The following is a 16,658-nucleotide window of genomic DNA, read 5'->3' as shown; positions in this document are numbered from 1 at the left end:
TAGCAGCCGATTGTTGAACAAATTCGTTTACGTATAATTCATCACATCGGAAGCGCAAACGCCTTCCCCCCTACTAACCCAGGAGCACATCATGATTGAGCAAAGATTGTCAGAACAACGCGGTGTTGGTGATCACGGCTGGCTGAATTCACGCCATACCTTCTCTTTCGCCAGCTACTGGGACCCAGAGCAGGTTGGCTTCTCTGACCTGTTGGTGATTAACGACGACCGTGTCGCGCCTTCACGTGGTTTTGGTGCTCACCCGCACCGCAACATGGAGATCATCTCCTATGTGCTGGAAGGTGCGTTAGAGCATAAAGACTCAATGGGCACCGGTTCGGTCATCGTCCCTGGCGATGTTCAGCTCATGAGCGCAGGTTCTGGCGTCACACACAGCGAATTTAACCACTCCAAACAGGATGGGGTGCACTTCCTGCAGATCTGGATTGTGCCGGAAGAGAACAATACGCCACCGCGCTACCAGCAAATCTCCGTGCCTGCGGCAGAAAAACAGGGCCATCTGCGCCTGATTATCTCGCCGGAAGCGCAAGAAGGATCGCTGAGCGTACGTCAGGACATCCGCATCTACAGCGGCCTGTTCGATGGTGATGAGCAGCAGACTTTCGCGCTGGATGCTGACCGCTATGCCTACATTCATGTGGCACGTGGCAGCATCAAAGTGAACGGTATTGAATTTAAAGCCGGTGATGGCGCACGTGTTCGTAACGAGAGCAGCCTGACCTTTAGCGAAGGCGAACAGGCCGAAGTCTTGCTGTTTGACCTGCGTCCGGTTGAAGTGAACCATCCAACCCGTTAATCATTCCTCTTTACCGGCCACCGCTAAGTGGCCGGTTTCAATGAACTTTTTCTGTTTTCAGTACACCCATCTCATTGCCTGACTTCCAGGCGGCTTCCCTTTTCCTAAGGAGTTTCAGATGGACGTACAAAGCGCCCTGTATCACATACACAACAACTTCAAGACCTTCGACCAGGACAAAAGCGGCTGGCTCGATATGAAAGAGCTCAGCAATATTGCCAATGGCACCGGCGGCACTTATAGCCAACGGAAAGATCGCGAGGCGGCACAAACGCTACTCAATAATCCCGAATATTTTGCGAAAGCGGATAAAACCCACTGGTGGCAAAGCCGCGATGGCCAGGTCACTCAACAGAGCCTGTACGAAGTGGCTAAACAGACGCCCTCAGGCGTAGGCGCGCTGGATTTTAGCCAAACCAAGCCAGGTTATGAGATGGCAGCTATGCCTGGCTGGGGCATCGGTAATGGCTTCAGCGGCGGTAACGGTAATGGTTTTGGTAGCGATAGTGGCTTTGGCGGCAATAATTCGTCAGGCCTGTTCTCCCAGATGGGCAAGATGATGAGCTCAATGATGGATAGCATGATGTCGATGTTTAAAAACCTGATGAGCTTCAGTCCGTTCCGTTTTTAACCTTCCAGGGTAGCTGCGGCTACCCTCCTTGCTTTAACACGTTTCAGGTCGATTTTCTGTGATGTTGCGCGTAGGCTAGTGGTTATCAATTGCTTACACGCTCTCTCAACTTATGATTATCCGTCCGCAACAGCACTGGTTCCGTCGGCTGCTTGGCTGGCATGGTTCGGTACTGCCGCACATTATGTTTCGCCTTGGGCTCAATCTGGCGATGTCGGTGATCGCGATTCTGACCTACCAGTGGTATCAGGGTTTTGGTTTCCGTCTGACCATTGCACCTTTTAGCCTGCTTGGTGTTTCTATTGCTATCTTTCTTGGCTTTCGCAATAACGCCAGCTATGCGCGTTTTATTGAAGCCCGCGTGCTATGGGGGTCGATGGTGATCACCCACCGTTCGCTGTTACGCCAGATCAAGAGCATTCTGCCGCAACAGGAGCAGGCTGCGCGTGAGTTCGCGGCGCTGCAAATGGCCTTTAGCTGGAGTCTGAAACATCAGTTACGGGAGACCAACGGCCGGGAAGACCTGCTGAGATTAGTACCAGAACGCTGGCGCAATGAGGTGATGAACAGCCCGCTGCCCACCAACCGGCTGCTGCTGTGTATGGGGACCTGGCTGGGCGAACAGCGCAGCAAAGGCGCAATCAGCGATATTTTATGGCAAAGCGTGGACGCCAACCTGAATCAGCTTTCTGCGATCATGACCGGCTGTGAGCGTATTGCTGGCACACCGATTCCGTTTGCCTATACGCTGATTTTGCATCGCACCGTTTACCTGTTCTGTAGCCTGCTACCGTTTGCGCTGGCCGCCGACCTGCACTTTATGACGCCGCTGGTCTCGGTATTTATTTCTTATACGTTTCTGTCGCTGGAGTCACTGGCGGCTGAGCTGGAAGAGCCATTTGGTGAAGAACCTAACCACCTGCCGCTCAACGCGATGTGTGTCACCATTGAACGCAACTTGCGGGATATGAATGACGATCTGCCGCTGCCCGCCCCCGCTCTGCCCGACAGCAACTTCGTGCTGAATTAAGTGAGCTAACCCAGATTATCCAGCCAGCGCACATAAGCCTGATCCCACAGTGCCGCTGGCGTCCCCGCTTTACCCAGCCCAAACCCATGTCCACCCTGGCTAATTTGAATCAGCTCGACCGGCACGTGATTGCGCCGACAAACATCACGCATTAGCTCAGTGTTATAAGGGTTAGAGGTATGGTCATCTTCTGCCTGTGCGAGAAAGGTCGGCGGATAGTGGCCGGTGACGTAATTTTGCACTGACCAACGGGCTTCATCACTGGCCGTAGCGTCTTTACCCACCATGATCAGGTGGGTTGAAGTGTGCTGATACGGCGCTTCGAGGGTAATCACCGGGTAAATTAAACCGGCGCTGTCCACCGTCGGCGTAACATCATCGAGTGCGTCCTGGCGTGGATAAGAGGCAAAGTCCGGGCGACCAGCGGCCATTCCCAGCAAATGCCCACCGGCAGAAAACCCCAGCACATGGACTTTTCGCTCAAAAGAGCGTACCAGCCGAATCGCGCGTTGGGCATCCTGGAGCGGAGCGAGGTGCCCCGCTTGCCACTGCTCATGAGGTAAACGGTAGCTCAGCACATAGGCGGTATAGCCATTGGCATTGAGCCAGCTTGCTACCGGCCAGGCTTCACGCCCCATGCCAATCTGCCGGTAGCCACCGCCTGCGGCGATCAATACGGCTTCGCCATTCGGGTGCTCCGGGCGGAAACGTTGAATTGCGGGGCTAACGATATTGGTCCACGAGCCGTTGCGGCTGATTTTGATCGGACCAGACGGGCCTCCCCCTCCGGGCGGATCATCTGGCCAGAGGGGAATAATGTCATCCCGGGCAAACAGCTTGCCCGCTGTCATCGAAAACAGTACGACTCCAGAGCCGAGTAAAAAGTGACGACGCGTAATCATAGAACCTGCATTTATCAATCAAAAGGTCATGCCAGCTTTCAATGGCCGGGTCTTGTTGTCATGCAGGTCCTGTGCCAGACGGCGCAGATTATGTGCGCAATTGTTAGGCGAAATCCAGCGTATTTATGTGACAGTTTGCAGAAATTTTACTCAGCCTGCGTGGCGTTAATCTTCCTGCTGAAACTGTGTCATGACCGACTGGGTACATTGCTGTTCGTTGGCGCGCAGCTTACTGCGCTCTGCGTCATCCAGCTGTAACCATGCAGCCGCAACTTCACTGGCTTTTTCTTCATCAAAAACAGGTTGTTGCAGTGCTGAAGATGACTGACTGCCAGCAATTCCACTTTTGATTTTCGCCACATAGTTCTCTGCGGTTTGCGTGGTTTTTTCACTGTGCACAATGTGACACAGTTGGCTGGCGTATACGCTCTCTTCGCCGTCGTCAGCTGCCCAAGCCCCTGCTGAAAGCAGCATACCCGACACGATCACTACGCTAAATTTCATTTTGTTCTCCTGTTGTGCAGAAATGTACGGAACCTATTTTAAGCCTGATTGCGTTGGCGTGCAGCACGCCAGTTAAGGAGTGGCGTAACCGTCACACCATGCACCACAATGCTGCAAACCACTAATGTCAGGGCCATATCGATCACCACCTGCGCCTGGTTTCCCACCATGCCGTGCACCGACGCCCAGGCAATATAGTTGATACTGCCAATGCCGCGAATCCCCAACCACCCAATCAACAGCCGTTGGTCCAGAGGAATACCGCAACCCAGGGTGGTTAGCCACACCGCCAGCGGGCGTACGATGGCAAATAACAACAGACCCAACACAATACCGGTGACGTTCCAGTGCTGCGCCAGCGTCACGCCAAGCACTACCATCATCGCGGCAGCCAGCAGGCGTTCAATGGTGTCACCAAACGACAGAGCATCGCCGACCACCAAACCCACGGATTTCACCATGCCGCTGCCGCCGTGTTCTAAACGCTGATTGGGATTCACCAACGTTTCCGCAGGCATCACTCGTTGATCTTCTGGCAGATCTTGCGGCGGATAGCGCCGCACCACCTGCAACTCAGCCCGTCGTAACCCGACGCCAGCGGCGAAAGTGGCGAGGAAACCGGAAGCATCCAGCGACTGAGCAATCGCATAGCTTAGGGCGATCAGCGCCAGGGCGAGAAAATCATTCGGCGCAGTATCCTCATGCGCGCTACGCAGATGCGTGGCTAGCAGGCCAATCAGCCGGCCTAACGCATAGCCCAGGAGGAGGCCACCGCCAATCGCCCAAAGGACATCGACGCCAAACCAACTGCCCACCGCAGTCAGGTCGGTATTGTCATGATTGAGCAGCAACACTGCCAGCATGAGCAGCGGTAGCGCAGAGCCGTCGTTCATGCCTGCTTCGCTGGAGAGGGCAACGCGCAGCGCATCGTCATCACGAGCATCATTCACGGAAATCAGGCTGGCTAACACCGGATCGGTCGGGGCGACAATCGCGCCAAACGCCAGACACAACGGCCAGGAGAATCCGGTTAGCCAATGCATTAACAGCGCCATCCCGGCTACCGTCAGCAGCATCGCTGGGAAGGCTAACCTCAGCCCGATGCGCCAACTGTGCGCGCGCAGCGGCAGGCGTAGCTTAAGGCCCGTGATAAACAATGAGGCCGCCATCGTGATTTCGGTGATGTGCAGTGCCAGAGAGGCATGGGAGATAATATCGAGGTGCAGCAGGTCAAGCATCCACGGGCCACAGAGGATACCGGCCAGCAGATAGAGTCCAAATGACGTCACTGGCCCACGGTGAATCCACCCTGAAGCCAGTGACATTAAGAGCAGTAAAGCGCCCGTTGCTGCAGTCCAGGCCAGAAAGTCCATCATATTCCCACAATCACTGAAGATGATGTTTAAGCCTGGCACAGGATTGCGTTTCTATCGGCGATCAGTTTTTCAGATGGCTGCTGCACAGGCGGACAACCAGACTTGCCGCACCCGCTGCCGTGGCCAGCGTCACCACGCCAGTCCAGCCGAAGTGGGCCAACGCTGCGCTGCCCAGCGCCGCACCTGCCGCCATACCAATAAAGACCACCGTGAACAGCAGCGCATTCAGGCGACTACGTGCTTCCGGTGCAAGGCTGTACACCAGGCTCTGGTGAGCAACCAGCGAGGTCTGTACGCCGAGGTCAAAACCGATGGTGCTGAGGATAATCAGCCCCAGTTGCGCTGGCAGTGGCAACAGCGGCAGCAGGAACATCAGTCCAAACGACACCGTCACCAGGCCCGCGCCAACCTGCGTCACTCGCGCTGGGCCAATACGGTCAGCAAAGCTGCCTGCCAGCGGTGCAGCCAGTGCACCCGCTGCACCTGCCAGACCAAATGCCCCTGCCACGGCGCTATCAAGATGGAAACGTTCGCTTAGCATCAGCGCCAGCGTTGACCAGAAGGCGCTGAACGCTACGGAGAGCAAGCCTTGCGCCAGTGCCGCACGGCGCAGCGTCTGGTGGTGCTGCCACAGGTGAGCCAGAGAGAGCAGCAAGCGCGGATAGCTGACATTGGTGCCCGGCTGGAAGCGTGGCAGCGCACGCCACAGGGCAACACTGATCATCAGCACCATCGCCGCGGCAAGGTAGTACATGCTGCGCCAGCCAAAATATTCGGCCATAAAACCGCTGACTACGCGGGAAAGCAAGATACCCACCAGCAGCCCGGTCATGACGGTCCCTACCGTTTTGCCCCGGCTACGCTCCGGTGCGAGGGCAGCAGAAGCGGGCACAATATCCTGTGCTACCGTGGCGGTCAGCCCGGTAACAAAGCTGGCAATTAACATCGCATTCAGACCGCCAGAGAAACCACACAGCAGCAGTGCGGCAACCAGCAGCAAGCCTTTGATCAGGATGATCTGACGGCGATCGTGGCGATCGCCCAGCGGGGCGAGCAACAGAATCCCCAGTGCATAACCTGCCTGGGTCAGCATCGGTATCATACCGACGCCACCAATGCTGGCGTGGAACTGCTTGCTGATAATATCCAGCATCGGCTGGCTGTAATAAATAGAGGCGACGGAGACACCCGCGCCAGCGGCCAGGGTGAACACCAGCGGGCCAGGTAATTTTTCTGTCGATGCAGCAGATATGCTGTTAATCGCGGACATGGTTGTTATCTCCAGGGGGTCAATGCGGCTATTAAACCCTGTTCGAGCTATACATGGTAGAGTGATAAAAAGCAAAACGGATATACGCGAAACGTATGAGCAAAACCACAGCCACCTCTGATCGCATCGAACTGATGCAGACCTTTATCCGCATCGTGGAGAGCGGCAGCCTGTCTGCGGCTGCGGCGCAGTTGGAAACCACGCAGCCGACCATTAGCCGCCGCCTGCAGACGCTGGAACAGCGCCTTGGCCTGAAGCTCATCCTGCGTACCACCCACGCGTTAAAGCTGACCGATGATGGCGAGCGTTGCTATGCGCAGGCCCGACAGCTGCTAGCCACCTGGCACGCGCTGGAAGATGAACTGACCGGTGCCAGTGACGACCCGATTGGCACACTGCGCGTGAGGGCACCGCATGCTTTTGGTCAGGACCAGATGATTGCGCCGCTGCTGTCATGGATGGAGCGCTATCCACGCCTGAACGTGGAGTGGATGCTGAACGATCGCACCCCGGATTTTATCGCAGAAAATATCGACTGTGCGATTCAGGTCGGTACGCCAACAGATACTTCGCTGGTGACCATTTTGCTGGCCGAAGTCCCGCGCATTGTGGTCGCCGCACCCGCTTTACTGGCGCGTCATCCATCCATGAATAGCATCCAGCACATCTCCGACCTGCCGTGGCTGGCACTGACCAGTTTTTACACCAAAGAGATTGCCTTACAGCGGCAAACTGACGGGGAAACGCTGAATATCGCCATCGCTCCACGTCTCAGCAGCGATAGCCTGTATGCCGTGCGTCGGGCAGCACTGGCGGGAATGGGCGCGGCGGTGATGTCCGCCTGGGTGGTGCAGGAAGATATTGCGCAGGGTGCTCTGGTGCAGCTGGTGCCCGAATGGCAGGCTCCCCCACTGCCCGTGTGGCTGACCTATCCCTGGGCCAGTTACTATCCGGCGCGGCTGCGGCACTTCTTCGCGATGGTGCGTGAAGAGATGCCGCAGTTAGCTGGTGCGCGTCCAGCCAGCCAGCGCTAATCAGTGGCTTTTATCGTAGCGTGACATGCGGTCAAGGTAGCCCATGACAAACGCCGACAGGACAAACGTCAGGTGGATAATCACATACCACATCAGTTTGTCGTTCTCGACGCTGCGCGCTTCCATAAACACCCGCAGCAGATGAATAGAAGAGATTGCCACGATGGAAGCCGCCACTTTATTTTTCAGTGAGCCGGAGTCCATTTTGCCCAGCCAGCTGAGCTTCTCTTTGTGTTCATCGATATCCAGCTTCGAAACAAAGTTCTCGTAGCCTGAGAGCATCACCATCACCAACAGTCCGCCTACCAGCGTCATATCGACCAGCGACAGCAGCAGCAGGATCAGGTCATTTTCGCTGACGCTGAAAATCTCCGGCAGCAGATGATACAACTCCTGGAAAAACTTGATGGTCAGCGCCAGCAGGCCCAAAGAGAGGCCAAGATAGACCGGGGCCAGCAGCCAGCGTGATGCATACATCAGGTTTTCGGTAAAACGTTCCATAACTTCCCACACCTCATCAGACATTTTCCGCAGTATACCGGATGTTGTGTGAATTTATTTCAGTAGCAAGAAAAGTCTTGGCCGGGAGAAAACTGTGCGCCAGCGCAGATAAGCAAAGCGATTTCATGTAGATAAGCAATCAGGTTGTGAGCTTGTTAGCAAAGCCATTATCTCGCCGTTGTGCAATTTTTAGCTGCCCCGTAGGCTCTAAATGGTTTCAATGATCCATTTAAAATCAAAATGGAAATTAAATTCCAAACATCAGTACCGGGGAGCTTGCGATGAAGAGATCTGCATTAGTATTGCTGTGCCTGCTGGGAATGTCTGCTCCGGCGCTGGCAGAGAAAATTGGCGTATCGATGGCCTACTTCAACCAGAACTTTTTGACCATCATCCGTCAATCGATGGAGAAAGAGGCTAAAGCACAGGGCGTTGAGGCACAGTTCGAAGATGCCAACGGCGATTCCGGTAAACAGACCGATCAGGTGCAAAATTTTATCAATAACGGCGTCGACGCGATTATTGTCGACCCGGTCGACTCCGCCAGCACCCCAGTGCTGACTAAGATGGCGCAGCAGGCCAAAATTCCGCTGGTGTATGTGAACCGTGCACCAGGCGATAAAACCTTGCCTGCGGGCGTGGTGTTTGTCGGGTCTGACGAGCGCGAATCCGGCACGTTGCAGATGGAAGCACTGGCAAAAATGGCGGGCTACAAAGGCAATGTCGCGATCATGATTGGTAACCTGTCAGATTCCGGTGCGAAACAGCGCACCAAAGACGTTGAAGACGTGGTGAAAAAGTACCCGAACATGAAAGTGGTCCTGAAAGAGACCGCTAACTATGCCCGTGACGAAGGGATGAACCTGATGCTGAAATGGCTGACCAACGGCGAAAGCATCAATATCGTTGCGGCAAACAATGACGAAATGGCGATCGGTGCCGCCATGGCTATTCGCCAGAGCAAAGTCAAAGATCCGATTCTGGTCGGCGGCATTGATGCCACACCCGATGGCCTGAAAGCGCTGGCAAACGGTGCTATTGCCGTCACCGTCTTCCAGGATGCGGTCGGACAGGGTAAAGCAGCGGTCGAAGAGGCGCGACTGCTGGTGAAAGGCGAAAAACGCGATACTCACCGCTGGATCCCGTTTGAGCTGGTGACCAAAGAAAATATGCAAAGCTATGTAGAACGAGCGAAGTAGGAAATCTACGTTCAAGCGCGCCGATCACACGCATCGACACAAGGTTACGTCAGAAACCCGCCGGTTCTTTGCTAAGCTGTTCTCTTAACCGGACGGAGAAAAAGTGACTATGTTGTATCGCCGTTTTGAACGTTTTATCAATATCTTCCAGGATGCACCCACCGATGCGCCGCCGACCAAAGTCGGCGCATTTTATCTCTACTACCTGCGCCAGGTGTGGCCAAGCTTCGCTATCTTACTGGTGGTGGGGCTGGTGGGTGCGCTGATTGAGGTCGCGCTGTTTAGCTACCTGAGCCGGATTATCGACCTGGTTAACCACTCTACCCCTGCCACGCTGTTCCGCGATAACTGGCCGGTCCTGCTGTGGATGGGGTTTGTCGCCATGATCCTGCGGCCCATTTTTATCGCGCTGCACGATGTGCTGGTGCATCAGACCATTAACCCCGGCATGACCAGTATGATCCGCTGGCAGAACCACAACTACGTGCTGCGTCAGAGCCTTAACTTTTTCCAGAATGACTTCGCCGGGCGCATCGCCCAGCGCATTATGCAGACCGGTAACTCCCTGCGTGATTCCGCCGTACAGCTGGTGGATGCCATCTGGCATGTGTTGATTTATGCCCTGACGGCGCTGTTTCTGTTCGCCGAAGCCGACTGGCGGCTGATGATCCCGCTGCTGCTATGGATCTTCACTTACATTGCTGCTCTGCGCTACTTTGTGCCGCGCGTCAAAGCGCGTTCGGTGATCTCTTCCGAAGCACGTTCGAAACTGATGGGCACCATCGTCGATGGCTACACCAATATCACCACGCTGAAACTGTTTGCCCATAACGATCTGGAAAAACAGCACGCCAGAGCGGCGATTCAGGAGCAAACGGACACCACACAGCAGGCGGGCCGTATGGTAACCCGCATGGATGTCACCCTCTCGACCCTCAACGGCATTCTGGTGGTGGCAACCTCTGGCCTGGCGCTGTGGCTGTGGAGCCAGTCGCTGATAAGCGTAGGTGCGATTGCGCTGGCCACCGGTCTGGCGATTCGCCTGGTCAATATGTCGGGTTGGGTGATGTGGGTGGTGAACGGTATTTTCGAAAATATCGGTACCGTGCAGGATGGCCTGACCACCATTGCGCAGCCGCTGAGCGTACAGGATGTACCGCAGGCCAAAACGCTGCGGGTTACGCGCGGTGAGATCCGCTTTGCCGATGTCCATTTCGACTACAACGGTAGCCGTCAGGTGATTAATCACCTCAATTTGCAGATTCAGCCAGGGGAGAAAATTGGCCTGATTGGTCCTTCTGGCGCGGGTAAATCCACGCTGGTGAATCTCCTGCTGCGCCTGTATGACCTGAACGGCGGCCAGATTTTGATCGACGATCAGGATATTGCGCAAGTCAGCCAGCAGAGCCTGCGCGGGCAGATTGGCATGATTACTCAGGATACCTCGCTGCTGCACCGTTCAATCCGCGATAACCTGCTGTATGGCCGCCCCGATGCGACCGAACAAGAGCTGGCACAGGCGATTCACCGCGCGCGCGCCGATGAGTTTATTCCTCTGCTGTCCGACCCACAGGGCCGAACCGGGCTGGATGCGCACGTTGGCGAACGTGGCGTAAAACTCTCGGGTGGGCAGCGCCAGCGTATTGCCATTGCACGAGTGCTGCTGAAAGATGCTCCGATCCTGATTATGGATGAAGCCACGTCAGCGCTGGATTCTGAAGTGGAAGCCGCGATTCAGGAGAGCCTGGAAGGGTTGATGGAGGGCAAAACGGTGATTGCCATCGCTCACCGCCTGTCAACCATCGCCAAAATGGATCGCCTGATTGTGTTAGAGAAGGGCCAGATTGTCGAAATTGGCAGCCACCACGAACTGCTGGCGAAAAACGGCCTGTATGCCCGCCTGTGGCAACATCAGACCGGCGGTTTTGTCGGCGTTGATTAATCGCCGCGCCGAAATGGCAGGGACTCGCGTGCCTCAACGGCCCAGGCCCGCACCCCTGCCCGTTCTTCGTTGAGAAACTGCCCCACCGCTTCACGCAAGCCAGGATGCTGCAACTGATGCCAGGAACGGGTCAGTTGCGGCTCAAAGCCCCGCACCAGCTTATGCTCGCCCTGCGCGCCGGCATCAAAACGTTGCAGACCATGCGCAATCGCATACTCCATGCCCTGGTAGAAACAGGTTTCAAAATGCAGGTGGTTAAACTCCGCCAGGCACCCCCAATAACGGCCATATAAGGTGTGGCTGTCGATCAGGTAGAAGGCCATGGCCACTGGCTGTTCGCCCAGTGAGGCGATCACCACCCGAATTTGCTCCGGCATTCTGGCCGCCAGCAGGCTAAAGAAATGCCGGGTCAGATAGGGGCGCTGGCCGCGCACCGCGTAGGTGTTGGCATAACAGGTGTAGATAAAATCCCACTGCGTTTCCGTTAGCTCATCGCCCTGATACCAGCGAAAGGTGAAACCACTCTCTGCCACCTGCTCACGCTCTTTACGCATCTGCTTGCGCTTGCGTGACATCAGCGTGGCGAGGAAATCCTGAAAATCCCCGTAGCCGTGATTAAGCCAGTGATATTGACAGCCGAGCCGTTCCAGCCACTGTGGCTGCTCTCTTAATAGTGCGTCTGCCGGGGCATCGGTGAAATTGATATGTGCGCCGCTCAAGCCCTGCTGTGCCAGATAATCGGGCAGGTCGACAAGCAGTTGCCGCGCAGCCATCGCATCTCCCAGCAGTCGTGCGCCACCTACTGGACTGAACGGGATCGCCCCGAGCCATTTGGGATAATAGCGAATGCCCGAGCGCTGGCAGGCATCTGCCCAGCCGTGGTCAAAGACGTACTCGCCCGATGAGTTGTGTTTACGGTAACCGGGAATGGCGGCGGTAATTTTCCCTGCCTCTTGCCACACCAGATGTTCACTGCGCCAGCCCGCTTCCGGGCGCACGCTGTGGCTCTCTTCCAGCGACAGTAAAAAAGCATGGCGCAGAAACGGCTGGTCGTCTGGCAGCAGCCGATCCCAGTTTTCCGGCGCAATATCGGTCAGAGTGTGCAAGGCGCGAAGTGGCATCAGGGGTTCCTTCAATCTGGGCAGGTTGTCAGTCAAACAGGTTTTGCGGTGCGGGGGAAGCCCGGTGGCACTGAATGCAACCTGACCGTATACTCGGTTTTTTTAGCCTGAGGGGTGGATAGATGGATCGGCTCGACTGCGATCGCATGTTTGTTGCGGTGCTGGAACTCGGCAGTTTCGCCGCCGCCGCCACACGCCTGGGCACCAGCAGCGGCCAGGCGTCAAAACTGGTTTCCCGCCTTGAGCAGCAGCTCGGTGTGCAACTGTTCAAACGCAGCACGCGCGCCCTTTCTCCCACAGAAGTGGGCCTGGCCTACTATGAGCGGGTGAAAACCTTGCTGGAGGCCTTCGACGCACTGGATGCTTCAGTGCGAGATACCGCGCAATCCCCGGTAGGACGCCTGAAAATCAGCGTGCCGGGCACCTTTGGCAGCGTGGTGCTCTCCCCGGTGCTGGTGGAGTTTGCCCGGCGCTATCCGCGTATAGAGCTGGATGTCAGCTTTTCCGATCGCCCCGCGAATGTAGTGGATGAGGGCTTTGATCTGGCGATTCGCATTGGCAATCTGAGCGACAGCAGCCTGGTGGCACGACGGCTCAGCGACATCCACATCTGTGTGGCTGCCGCCCCCCACTATCTGCAACAGTTTGGCACGCCGCAGCACTGGAACCAGCTTGAGCATCATCAGTGCATTACGGATACCAATTTTCGTGATCCGTGGCACTGGCCGTTTGTCTCCTGTAGCGGTGAAGTGGTCAATGTGCCAGTGCGAGGCCGACTGCGCTTCTCCAATACCGAAGCCTGTTTACAGGCGGCTGTTGCAGGCCTCGGCATCGCGCGGTTGCCTGACTTTATCGCCGCCAGTGCCCTGCATCGTGGCGACATCACGCTGATACTGGAATCCTGGGCTGAACCGCCGCTTGGCCTGTTCGCCCTCTACCCTTCGGCACGTCATCTGGCACACAAAACCCGCCTGCTGATTGATTTCCTCGCCCACCACTTTGCCAGCACGGCTCACTAACGCCATTCCTTCCATTATGGAAGGAATTATTCCCTTTTTGCCCGGATTATCACCGCTATGGCAGCAGGCTAAGCTGTGTGCAGTAAAGATACAGGAGCTAAAGCGATGTTGGTAAACGGTCAGTGGAGTGCAGAGTGGCACCCGGTACAGGCAACAGATAAACAGGGTGGCTTCGTCCGCCAGACCTCCAGTTTTCGTCACTGGATAAGCCACGACGGCAGCACTGAATTTGCCGCAGAGCCCGATCGCTACCATCTGTATGTAGCGTTAATCTGCCCGTGGGCCTCGCGCACGCTGATCGCCCGTAGCCTGAAAGGGTTGCAGTCGGTCATCAGCGTTTCCGTCGTGGAACCCCAGTTGGGTGAGCAAGGCTGGGGTTTTGGTGATTATCCTGGTGCGAACCGCGATACGCTGAACGGCGCACGCTATCTCCATGAGCTGTATACCCGCGCCGCCGCAGATTTTACCGGACGCGCCACGGTGCCGGTGCTGTGGGATAAAAAGCTGAATACCATCGTGAACAATGAGTCAGCGGATATCCTGCGTATGCTGAACAGCGGCTTTGGCACGCTGGCGGACGATCGCTATGATCTGTATCCCGCCGCTTTGCAGCAGGAGATCGATGCACTCAATGATCGGATCTATCCGCGCCTGAATAATGGCGTTTACCGCACCGGGTTCGCCACCACGCAGCAAAGTTATCAGCAGGCATTTACCGAGGTGTTTAGCGAGCTGGATGATCTGGAAGCAAGGTTGAGTGATGGCCGTACCTTCCTGTTCGGCGAACACCTGACCGAAACGGATATCCGTCTGTTTGTCACGCTGGTACGTTTTGACGTGGCCTATCACGGCCTGTTTAAGTGTAATTTGCGCCGCCTGCACGACTATCCGCGACTGAGCCGCTATCTGAAGAGTATGCTGGCGGTTTCTGGCGTGCGTGAAACGGTCAATATCGACCATATCAAGCAGGGCTACTACTCGATTAAAGCGCTCAACCCGAACGGTATCGTGCCTGTCGGGCCGGACATGAGTGAATATGGACTACAGGACACCAGACATGCCTAAAGCATTAGTGATTTTTCTGCACGGCGTTGGCAGCAATGGGGCCGATCTCGCCCCGCTCGGTCAGCACTGGGCTACCCTACTGCCGGATGTGAAGTTTGCCGCACCCAATGCCCCCTTTGAGTTTGAAGGCGGCTTTGGCGGCTATCAGTGGTTTAGCCTGGCGGGCGTCACCAGTGACAACCGGCCACAGCGTGTGCAGGCAGCACGTGAGGCGTTCGATGCCACGCTGACGCAGATTATGGCGCAGCACGGCATGGCAGAAGCATGGGATAAGGTGATTCTGGTGGGCTTTTCGCAAGGCTCGATTATGGCGTTGGATGCACTGGCAACCGGGCGTTATCCACTGGCGGGCGTGGTCGCGTTTTCCGGGCGTCTGGCGTGCGACGATGCCCTTACCCCACGGCAACACACCCCGGCTTTATTGATTCATGGCCAGGCCGATGGCGTGATTCCGTGGCAAGAGAGTGAAAGCGCCTGTCAGCGTTTGCGGGCAGCCGATCTACCGGTTGAACTGGCCTATGAACGCTCGACCGAACACACCATTTCCCCGGAAGGCGCTCTGCGGGCGGCGACATTTATCGCCCAGTGTCTGCGCGATTAAGTCCATGAAAGGGTGCGCTACTCACGCACCCTTGCGCCTATCCCAGTAAATTCACCAAGGCAAAACCGGCAAACGTCATCAGCAGCGAACCGATCACGTGCGTCATCACACTGGCCATCGCCCACAGATATTTCCCACCCTGCAACAGCACCATAATTTCGGCCGAGAAAGTCGAAAACGTGGTCAGCCCACCGCAGAAGCCGGTAGTAATTAACAGCTTCCACGCGGGATCGAGCTGCGGGTTGCGCAGAAACCACGCCAGCGCACCGCCAATGATAAACCCGCCAACCAGGTTAACGATCAGCGTGCCAGGCGGCAAATTGGGGAACAGAGCATTAAAACGCATCGCCAGCAGCCAGCGCAGCGTACAGCCTGCGGTGCCGCCAATCATTACGGCCAGTAAAGACTTCAACATGAGTGAGTTCCGAAGTAAGACACGTATGCGGTGGCGTGAGGCGGGACGTGCCTGACACTCCACCGCCTCAACGTGAGGTTTATGGATTATGTCAGGCGTCATCAGCCGCTGAATCAGCAGGCGGTTGGGAAAGGTGGAACGCCATCACCCTGTGCCACAGCATAACGCTGGCCAGGCGGTAAAACAACGGCGGCATTTATCTTTGAGTAGCGCAGCTATTGCTCTGGCGGGTTCAGTCCCGTTCACCGCTGCATAGCCGTTCCTGAGCCTCCAGAATAAGCTGACGCTGTTCATCAATGCGCGTAGCGGCGTAGATATCGATATTCAAGGTATTCGCTTCGCCATCGGTTAATGCGCGGTAACACAGCCCTTCCTGATTAAACGTACATTTTGACTGCGGCATCAGTGCGAATCCTTTTCCCCTGGCGATGTGGCTCAGCATGACCAGCGAGTCATCAGGCTCTTTCACTCTTTTCAGTGAAAAGCGCAGCCGGGAAAAGTAATTTTCACACTTATCGTAAAACAGCGGATTCGTACTGCGCGAAAACCAGAACAGCGGTAAATCAGCGACATCTTCCAGCGCTACTTTTTCTTTCAGGCTGGCAGGATGGGCAGAGGGCATCGCAACTAACAGCGGTTCACGGCACACCCAGCGATACCGCACGGTGTCTTCATGGCCGAGGCTCTTTTCGCCGGTAAGCACCAGATCAAGGGTATTTTTAGATAAGCACTGTAGTAGCTGAGCCGAAGTCAGATTCGGCGTCTCAATGTCATTGACGGCATCAAGTTCGATCAGCTTATCGCTAATTGGTGATATCAACTCAAAATTAAGCGTGCGGGTAAGACCAATTCGCAGGCTCCCTTCATTCAACAGGGTTCCTGATTTTAATGCATTGAGTTCATAAAGAATGCTTTCCGCTTTCACGACCAACGCCCGCCCAGCCTCGGTCAGGCTGACATCATGTGTCGTTCGGCTGAAGAGCTGCTTGCCGAGGGTGGCTTCAAGGCATTTAATCTGCCGGGTCAGCGGGGGCTGTGTCATACGCAGGCGTTCAGCCGCCCGGCGAAAATTCAGTTCATGGGCCACTGCGAGAAAACACTGTAGCTGCTTCACACTCGGCAGGTTGTTGCTGATAAGGTGCACTGCAGTACTCATAGATTCCATCCTGTCGCGGCAATACCTAAATTGTATTACAGATTTAACAATTCCATCGATTTCGTCAATTGATAA

The 16,658-nt window shown here is 55.8% G+C and carries 17 protein-coding genes and 1 riboswitch; of the genes, 9 read left to right on the top strand and 8 right to left on the bottom strand.

Going from position 1 to position 16,658, the window contains the following annotated elements:
* Positions 1 to 91: 91 nt before the first annotated feature.
* The 3 genes from F3J40_RS22450 to F3J40_RS22440 all read left to right on the top strand — a co-directional run bounded on the left by F3J40_RS22450 (position 92) and on the right by F3J40_RS22440 (position 2,478).
* The gene (locus F3J40_RS22450) at positions 92 to 817 is read left to right on the top strand and encodes a pirin family protein (RefSeq protein WP_017349879.1); all 726 of its coding nucleotides are present in this window, start codon (positions 92 to 94) and stop codon (positions 815 to 817) included.
* A 118-nt stretch (positions 818 to 935) separates the two neighbouring features.
* The gene (locus F3J40_RS22445) at positions 936 to 1,448 is read left to right on the top strand and encodes an EF-hand domain-containing protein (protein WP_167018197.1); all 513 of its coding nucleotides are present in this window, start codon (positions 936 to 938) and stop codon (positions 1,446 to 1,448) included.
* A gap of 112 nt (positions 1,449 to 1,560) precedes the next feature.
* Positions 1,561 to 2,478, top strand: coding sequence for a bestrophin family protein (locus F3J40_RS22440; RefSeq protein ID WP_167018195.1), 918 nt, complete (start codon positions 1,561 to 1,563; stop codon positions 2,476 to 2,478).
* Between the two features lie 5 nt (positions 2,479 to 2,483).
* Here the strand turns inward: F3J40_RS22440 and F3J40_RS22435 are convergent, their stop codons facing one another.
* The 4 genes from F3J40_RS22435 to F3J40_RS22420 all read right to left on the bottom strand — a co-directional run bounded on the left by F3J40_RS22435 (position 2,484) and on the right by F3J40_RS22420 (position 6,530).
* Complete coding sequence (locus F3J40_RS22435; RefSeq protein WP_167018193.1) at positions 2,484 to 3,380, bottom strand: alpha/beta hydrolase; 897 nt, start codon at positions 3,378 to 3,380, stop codon at positions 2,484 to 2,486.
* 165 nt (positions 3,381 to 3,545) lie between these two features.
* The gene (locus tag F3J40_RS22430) at positions 3,546 to 3,884 is read right to left on the bottom strand and encodes a hypothetical protein (protein WP_167018192.1); all 339 of its coding nucleotides are present in this window, start codon (positions 3,882 to 3,884) and stop codon (positions 3,546 to 3,548) included.
* A 38-nt stretch (positions 3,885 to 3,922) separates the two neighbouring features.
* Positions 3,923 to 5,257 carry a cation:proton antiporter gene (locus tag F3J40_RS22425; RefSeq protein WP_167018301.1) on the bottom strand — a complete coding sequence of 445 codons (1,335 nt, stop codon included), beginning with the start codon at positions 5,255 to 5,257 and terminating at the stop codon, positions 3,923 to 3,925.
* A gap of 64 nt (positions 5,258 to 5,321) precedes the next feature.
* Complete coding sequence (locus F3J40_RS22420; RefSeq protein WP_167018190.1) at positions 5,322 to 6,530, bottom strand: MFS transporter; 1,209 nt, start codon at positions 6,528 to 6,530, stop codon at positions 5,322 to 5,324.
* A 95-nt stretch (positions 6,531 to 6,625) separates the two neighbouring features.
* Between F3J40_RS22420 and F3J40_RS22415 the strand changes: the two genes are divergently transcribed.
* Positions 6,626 to 7,564: a LysR family transcriptional regulator gene (locus F3J40_RS22415; RefSeq protein ID WP_167018188.1), complete on the top strand. Its 939-nt coding sequence runs from the start codon at positions 6,626 to 6,628 to the stop codon at positions 7,562 to 7,564.
* Here F3J40_RS22415 and F3J40_RS22410 read toward each other — a convergent pair whose 3' ends face one another.
* A complete protein-coding gene (locus F3J40_RS22410; RefSeq protein ID WP_026042866.1) occupies positions 7,565 to 8,065 on the bottom strand; it encodes a TIGR00645 family protein in 501 nt (166 codons plus the stop codon).
* Between the two features lie 281 nt (positions 8,066 to 8,346).
* Here F3J40_RS22410 and F3J40_RS22405 point away from each other — a divergent pair, with 281 nt between their 5' ends.
* Together F3J40_RS22405 and F3J40_RS22400 are read left to right on the top strand one after the other, a co-directional pair.
* Entirely contained in the window at positions 8,347 to 9,264 is a 918-nt protein-coding gene (locus F3J40_RS22405) for a sugar ABC transporter substrate-binding protein (protein ID WP_026042867.1), read from the top strand.
* 109 nt (positions 9,265 to 9,373) lie between these two features.
* Positions 9,374 to 11,206 carry an ABC transporter ATP-binding protein gene (locus tag F3J40_RS22400; protein WP_167018299.1) on the top strand — a complete coding sequence of 611 codons (1,833 nt, stop codon included), beginning with the start codon at positions 9,374 to 9,376 and terminating at the stop codon, positions 11,204 to 11,206.
* Here the strand turns inward: F3J40_RS22400 and F3J40_RS22395 are convergent.
* A complete protein-coding gene (locus F3J40_RS22395; RefSeq protein WP_167018186.1) occupies positions 11,203 to 12,327 on the bottom strand; it encodes a GNAT family N-acetyltransferase in 1,125 nt (374 codons plus the stop codon). The two genes, F3J40_RS22400 and F3J40_RS22395, sit on opposite strands and share 4 nt — an antisense overlap.
* Positions 12,328 to 12,449: 122 nt before the next feature.
* Here F3J40_RS22395 and F3J40_RS22390 point away from each other — a divergent pair, with 122 nt between their 5' ends.
* The 3 genes from F3J40_RS22390 to F3J40_RS22380 all read left to right on the top strand — a co-directional run bounded on the left by F3J40_RS22390 (position 12,450) and on the right by F3J40_RS22380 (position 15,012).
* On the top strand, positions 12,450 to 13,346 hold the full coding sequence (locus F3J40_RS22390) for a LysR family transcriptional regulator (protein WP_167018184.1): 897 nt from the start codon (positions 12,450 to 12,452) through the stop codon (positions 13,344 to 13,346).
* Positions 13,347 to 13,451: 105 nt separating this feature from the next.
* A complete protein-coding gene (locus tag F3J40_RS22385) occupies positions 13,452 to 14,411 on the top strand; it encodes a glutathione S-transferase family protein (RefSeq protein WP_167018183.1) in 960 nt (319 codons plus the stop codon).
* The gene (locus tag F3J40_RS22380; RefSeq protein ID WP_167018181.1) at positions 14,404 to 15,012 is read left to right on the top strand and encodes an alpha/beta hydrolase; all 609 of its coding nucleotides are present in this window, start codon (positions 14,404 to 14,406) and stop codon (positions 15,010 to 15,012) included. Before F3J40_RS22385 ends, F3J40_RS22380 begins: the two co-directional genes overlap by 8 nt.
* Positions 15,013 to 15,049: 37 nt before the next feature.
* On the opposite strand, the gene crcB is transcribed toward F3J40_RS22380, so the two are convergent.
* Positions 15,050 to 15,427, bottom strand: coding sequence for a fluoride efflux transporter CrcB (gene crcB, locus F3J40_RS22375; protein WP_017349894.1), 378 nt, complete (start codon positions 15,425 to 15,427; stop codon positions 15,050 to 15,052).
* 85 nt (positions 15,428 to 15,512) lie between these two features.
* Positions 15,513 to 15,585, bottom strand: a riboswitch (Fluoride riboswitch).
* A 74-nt stretch (positions 15,586 to 15,659) separates the two neighbouring features.
* A complete protein-coding gene (locus tag F3J40_RS22370; protein WP_167018179.1) occupies positions 15,660 to 16,583 on the bottom strand; it encodes a LysR family transcriptional regulator in 924 nt (307 codons plus the stop codon).
* Between the last annotated feature and the right edge of the window lie 75 nt (positions 16,584 to 16,658).

The sequence above is a fragment of the Candidatus Pantoea multigeneris genome (genome assembly GCF_011752615.1).
In the GTDB taxonomy this organism is placed as follows: Bacteria; Pseudomonadota; Gammaproteobacteria; order Enterobacterales; family Enterobacteriaceae; genus Pantoea; species Pantoea multigeneris.
The sequence above is the reverse complement of the archived record's forward strand: the minus strand, read 5'-3'. Positions and strand labels throughout refer to the sequence as shown.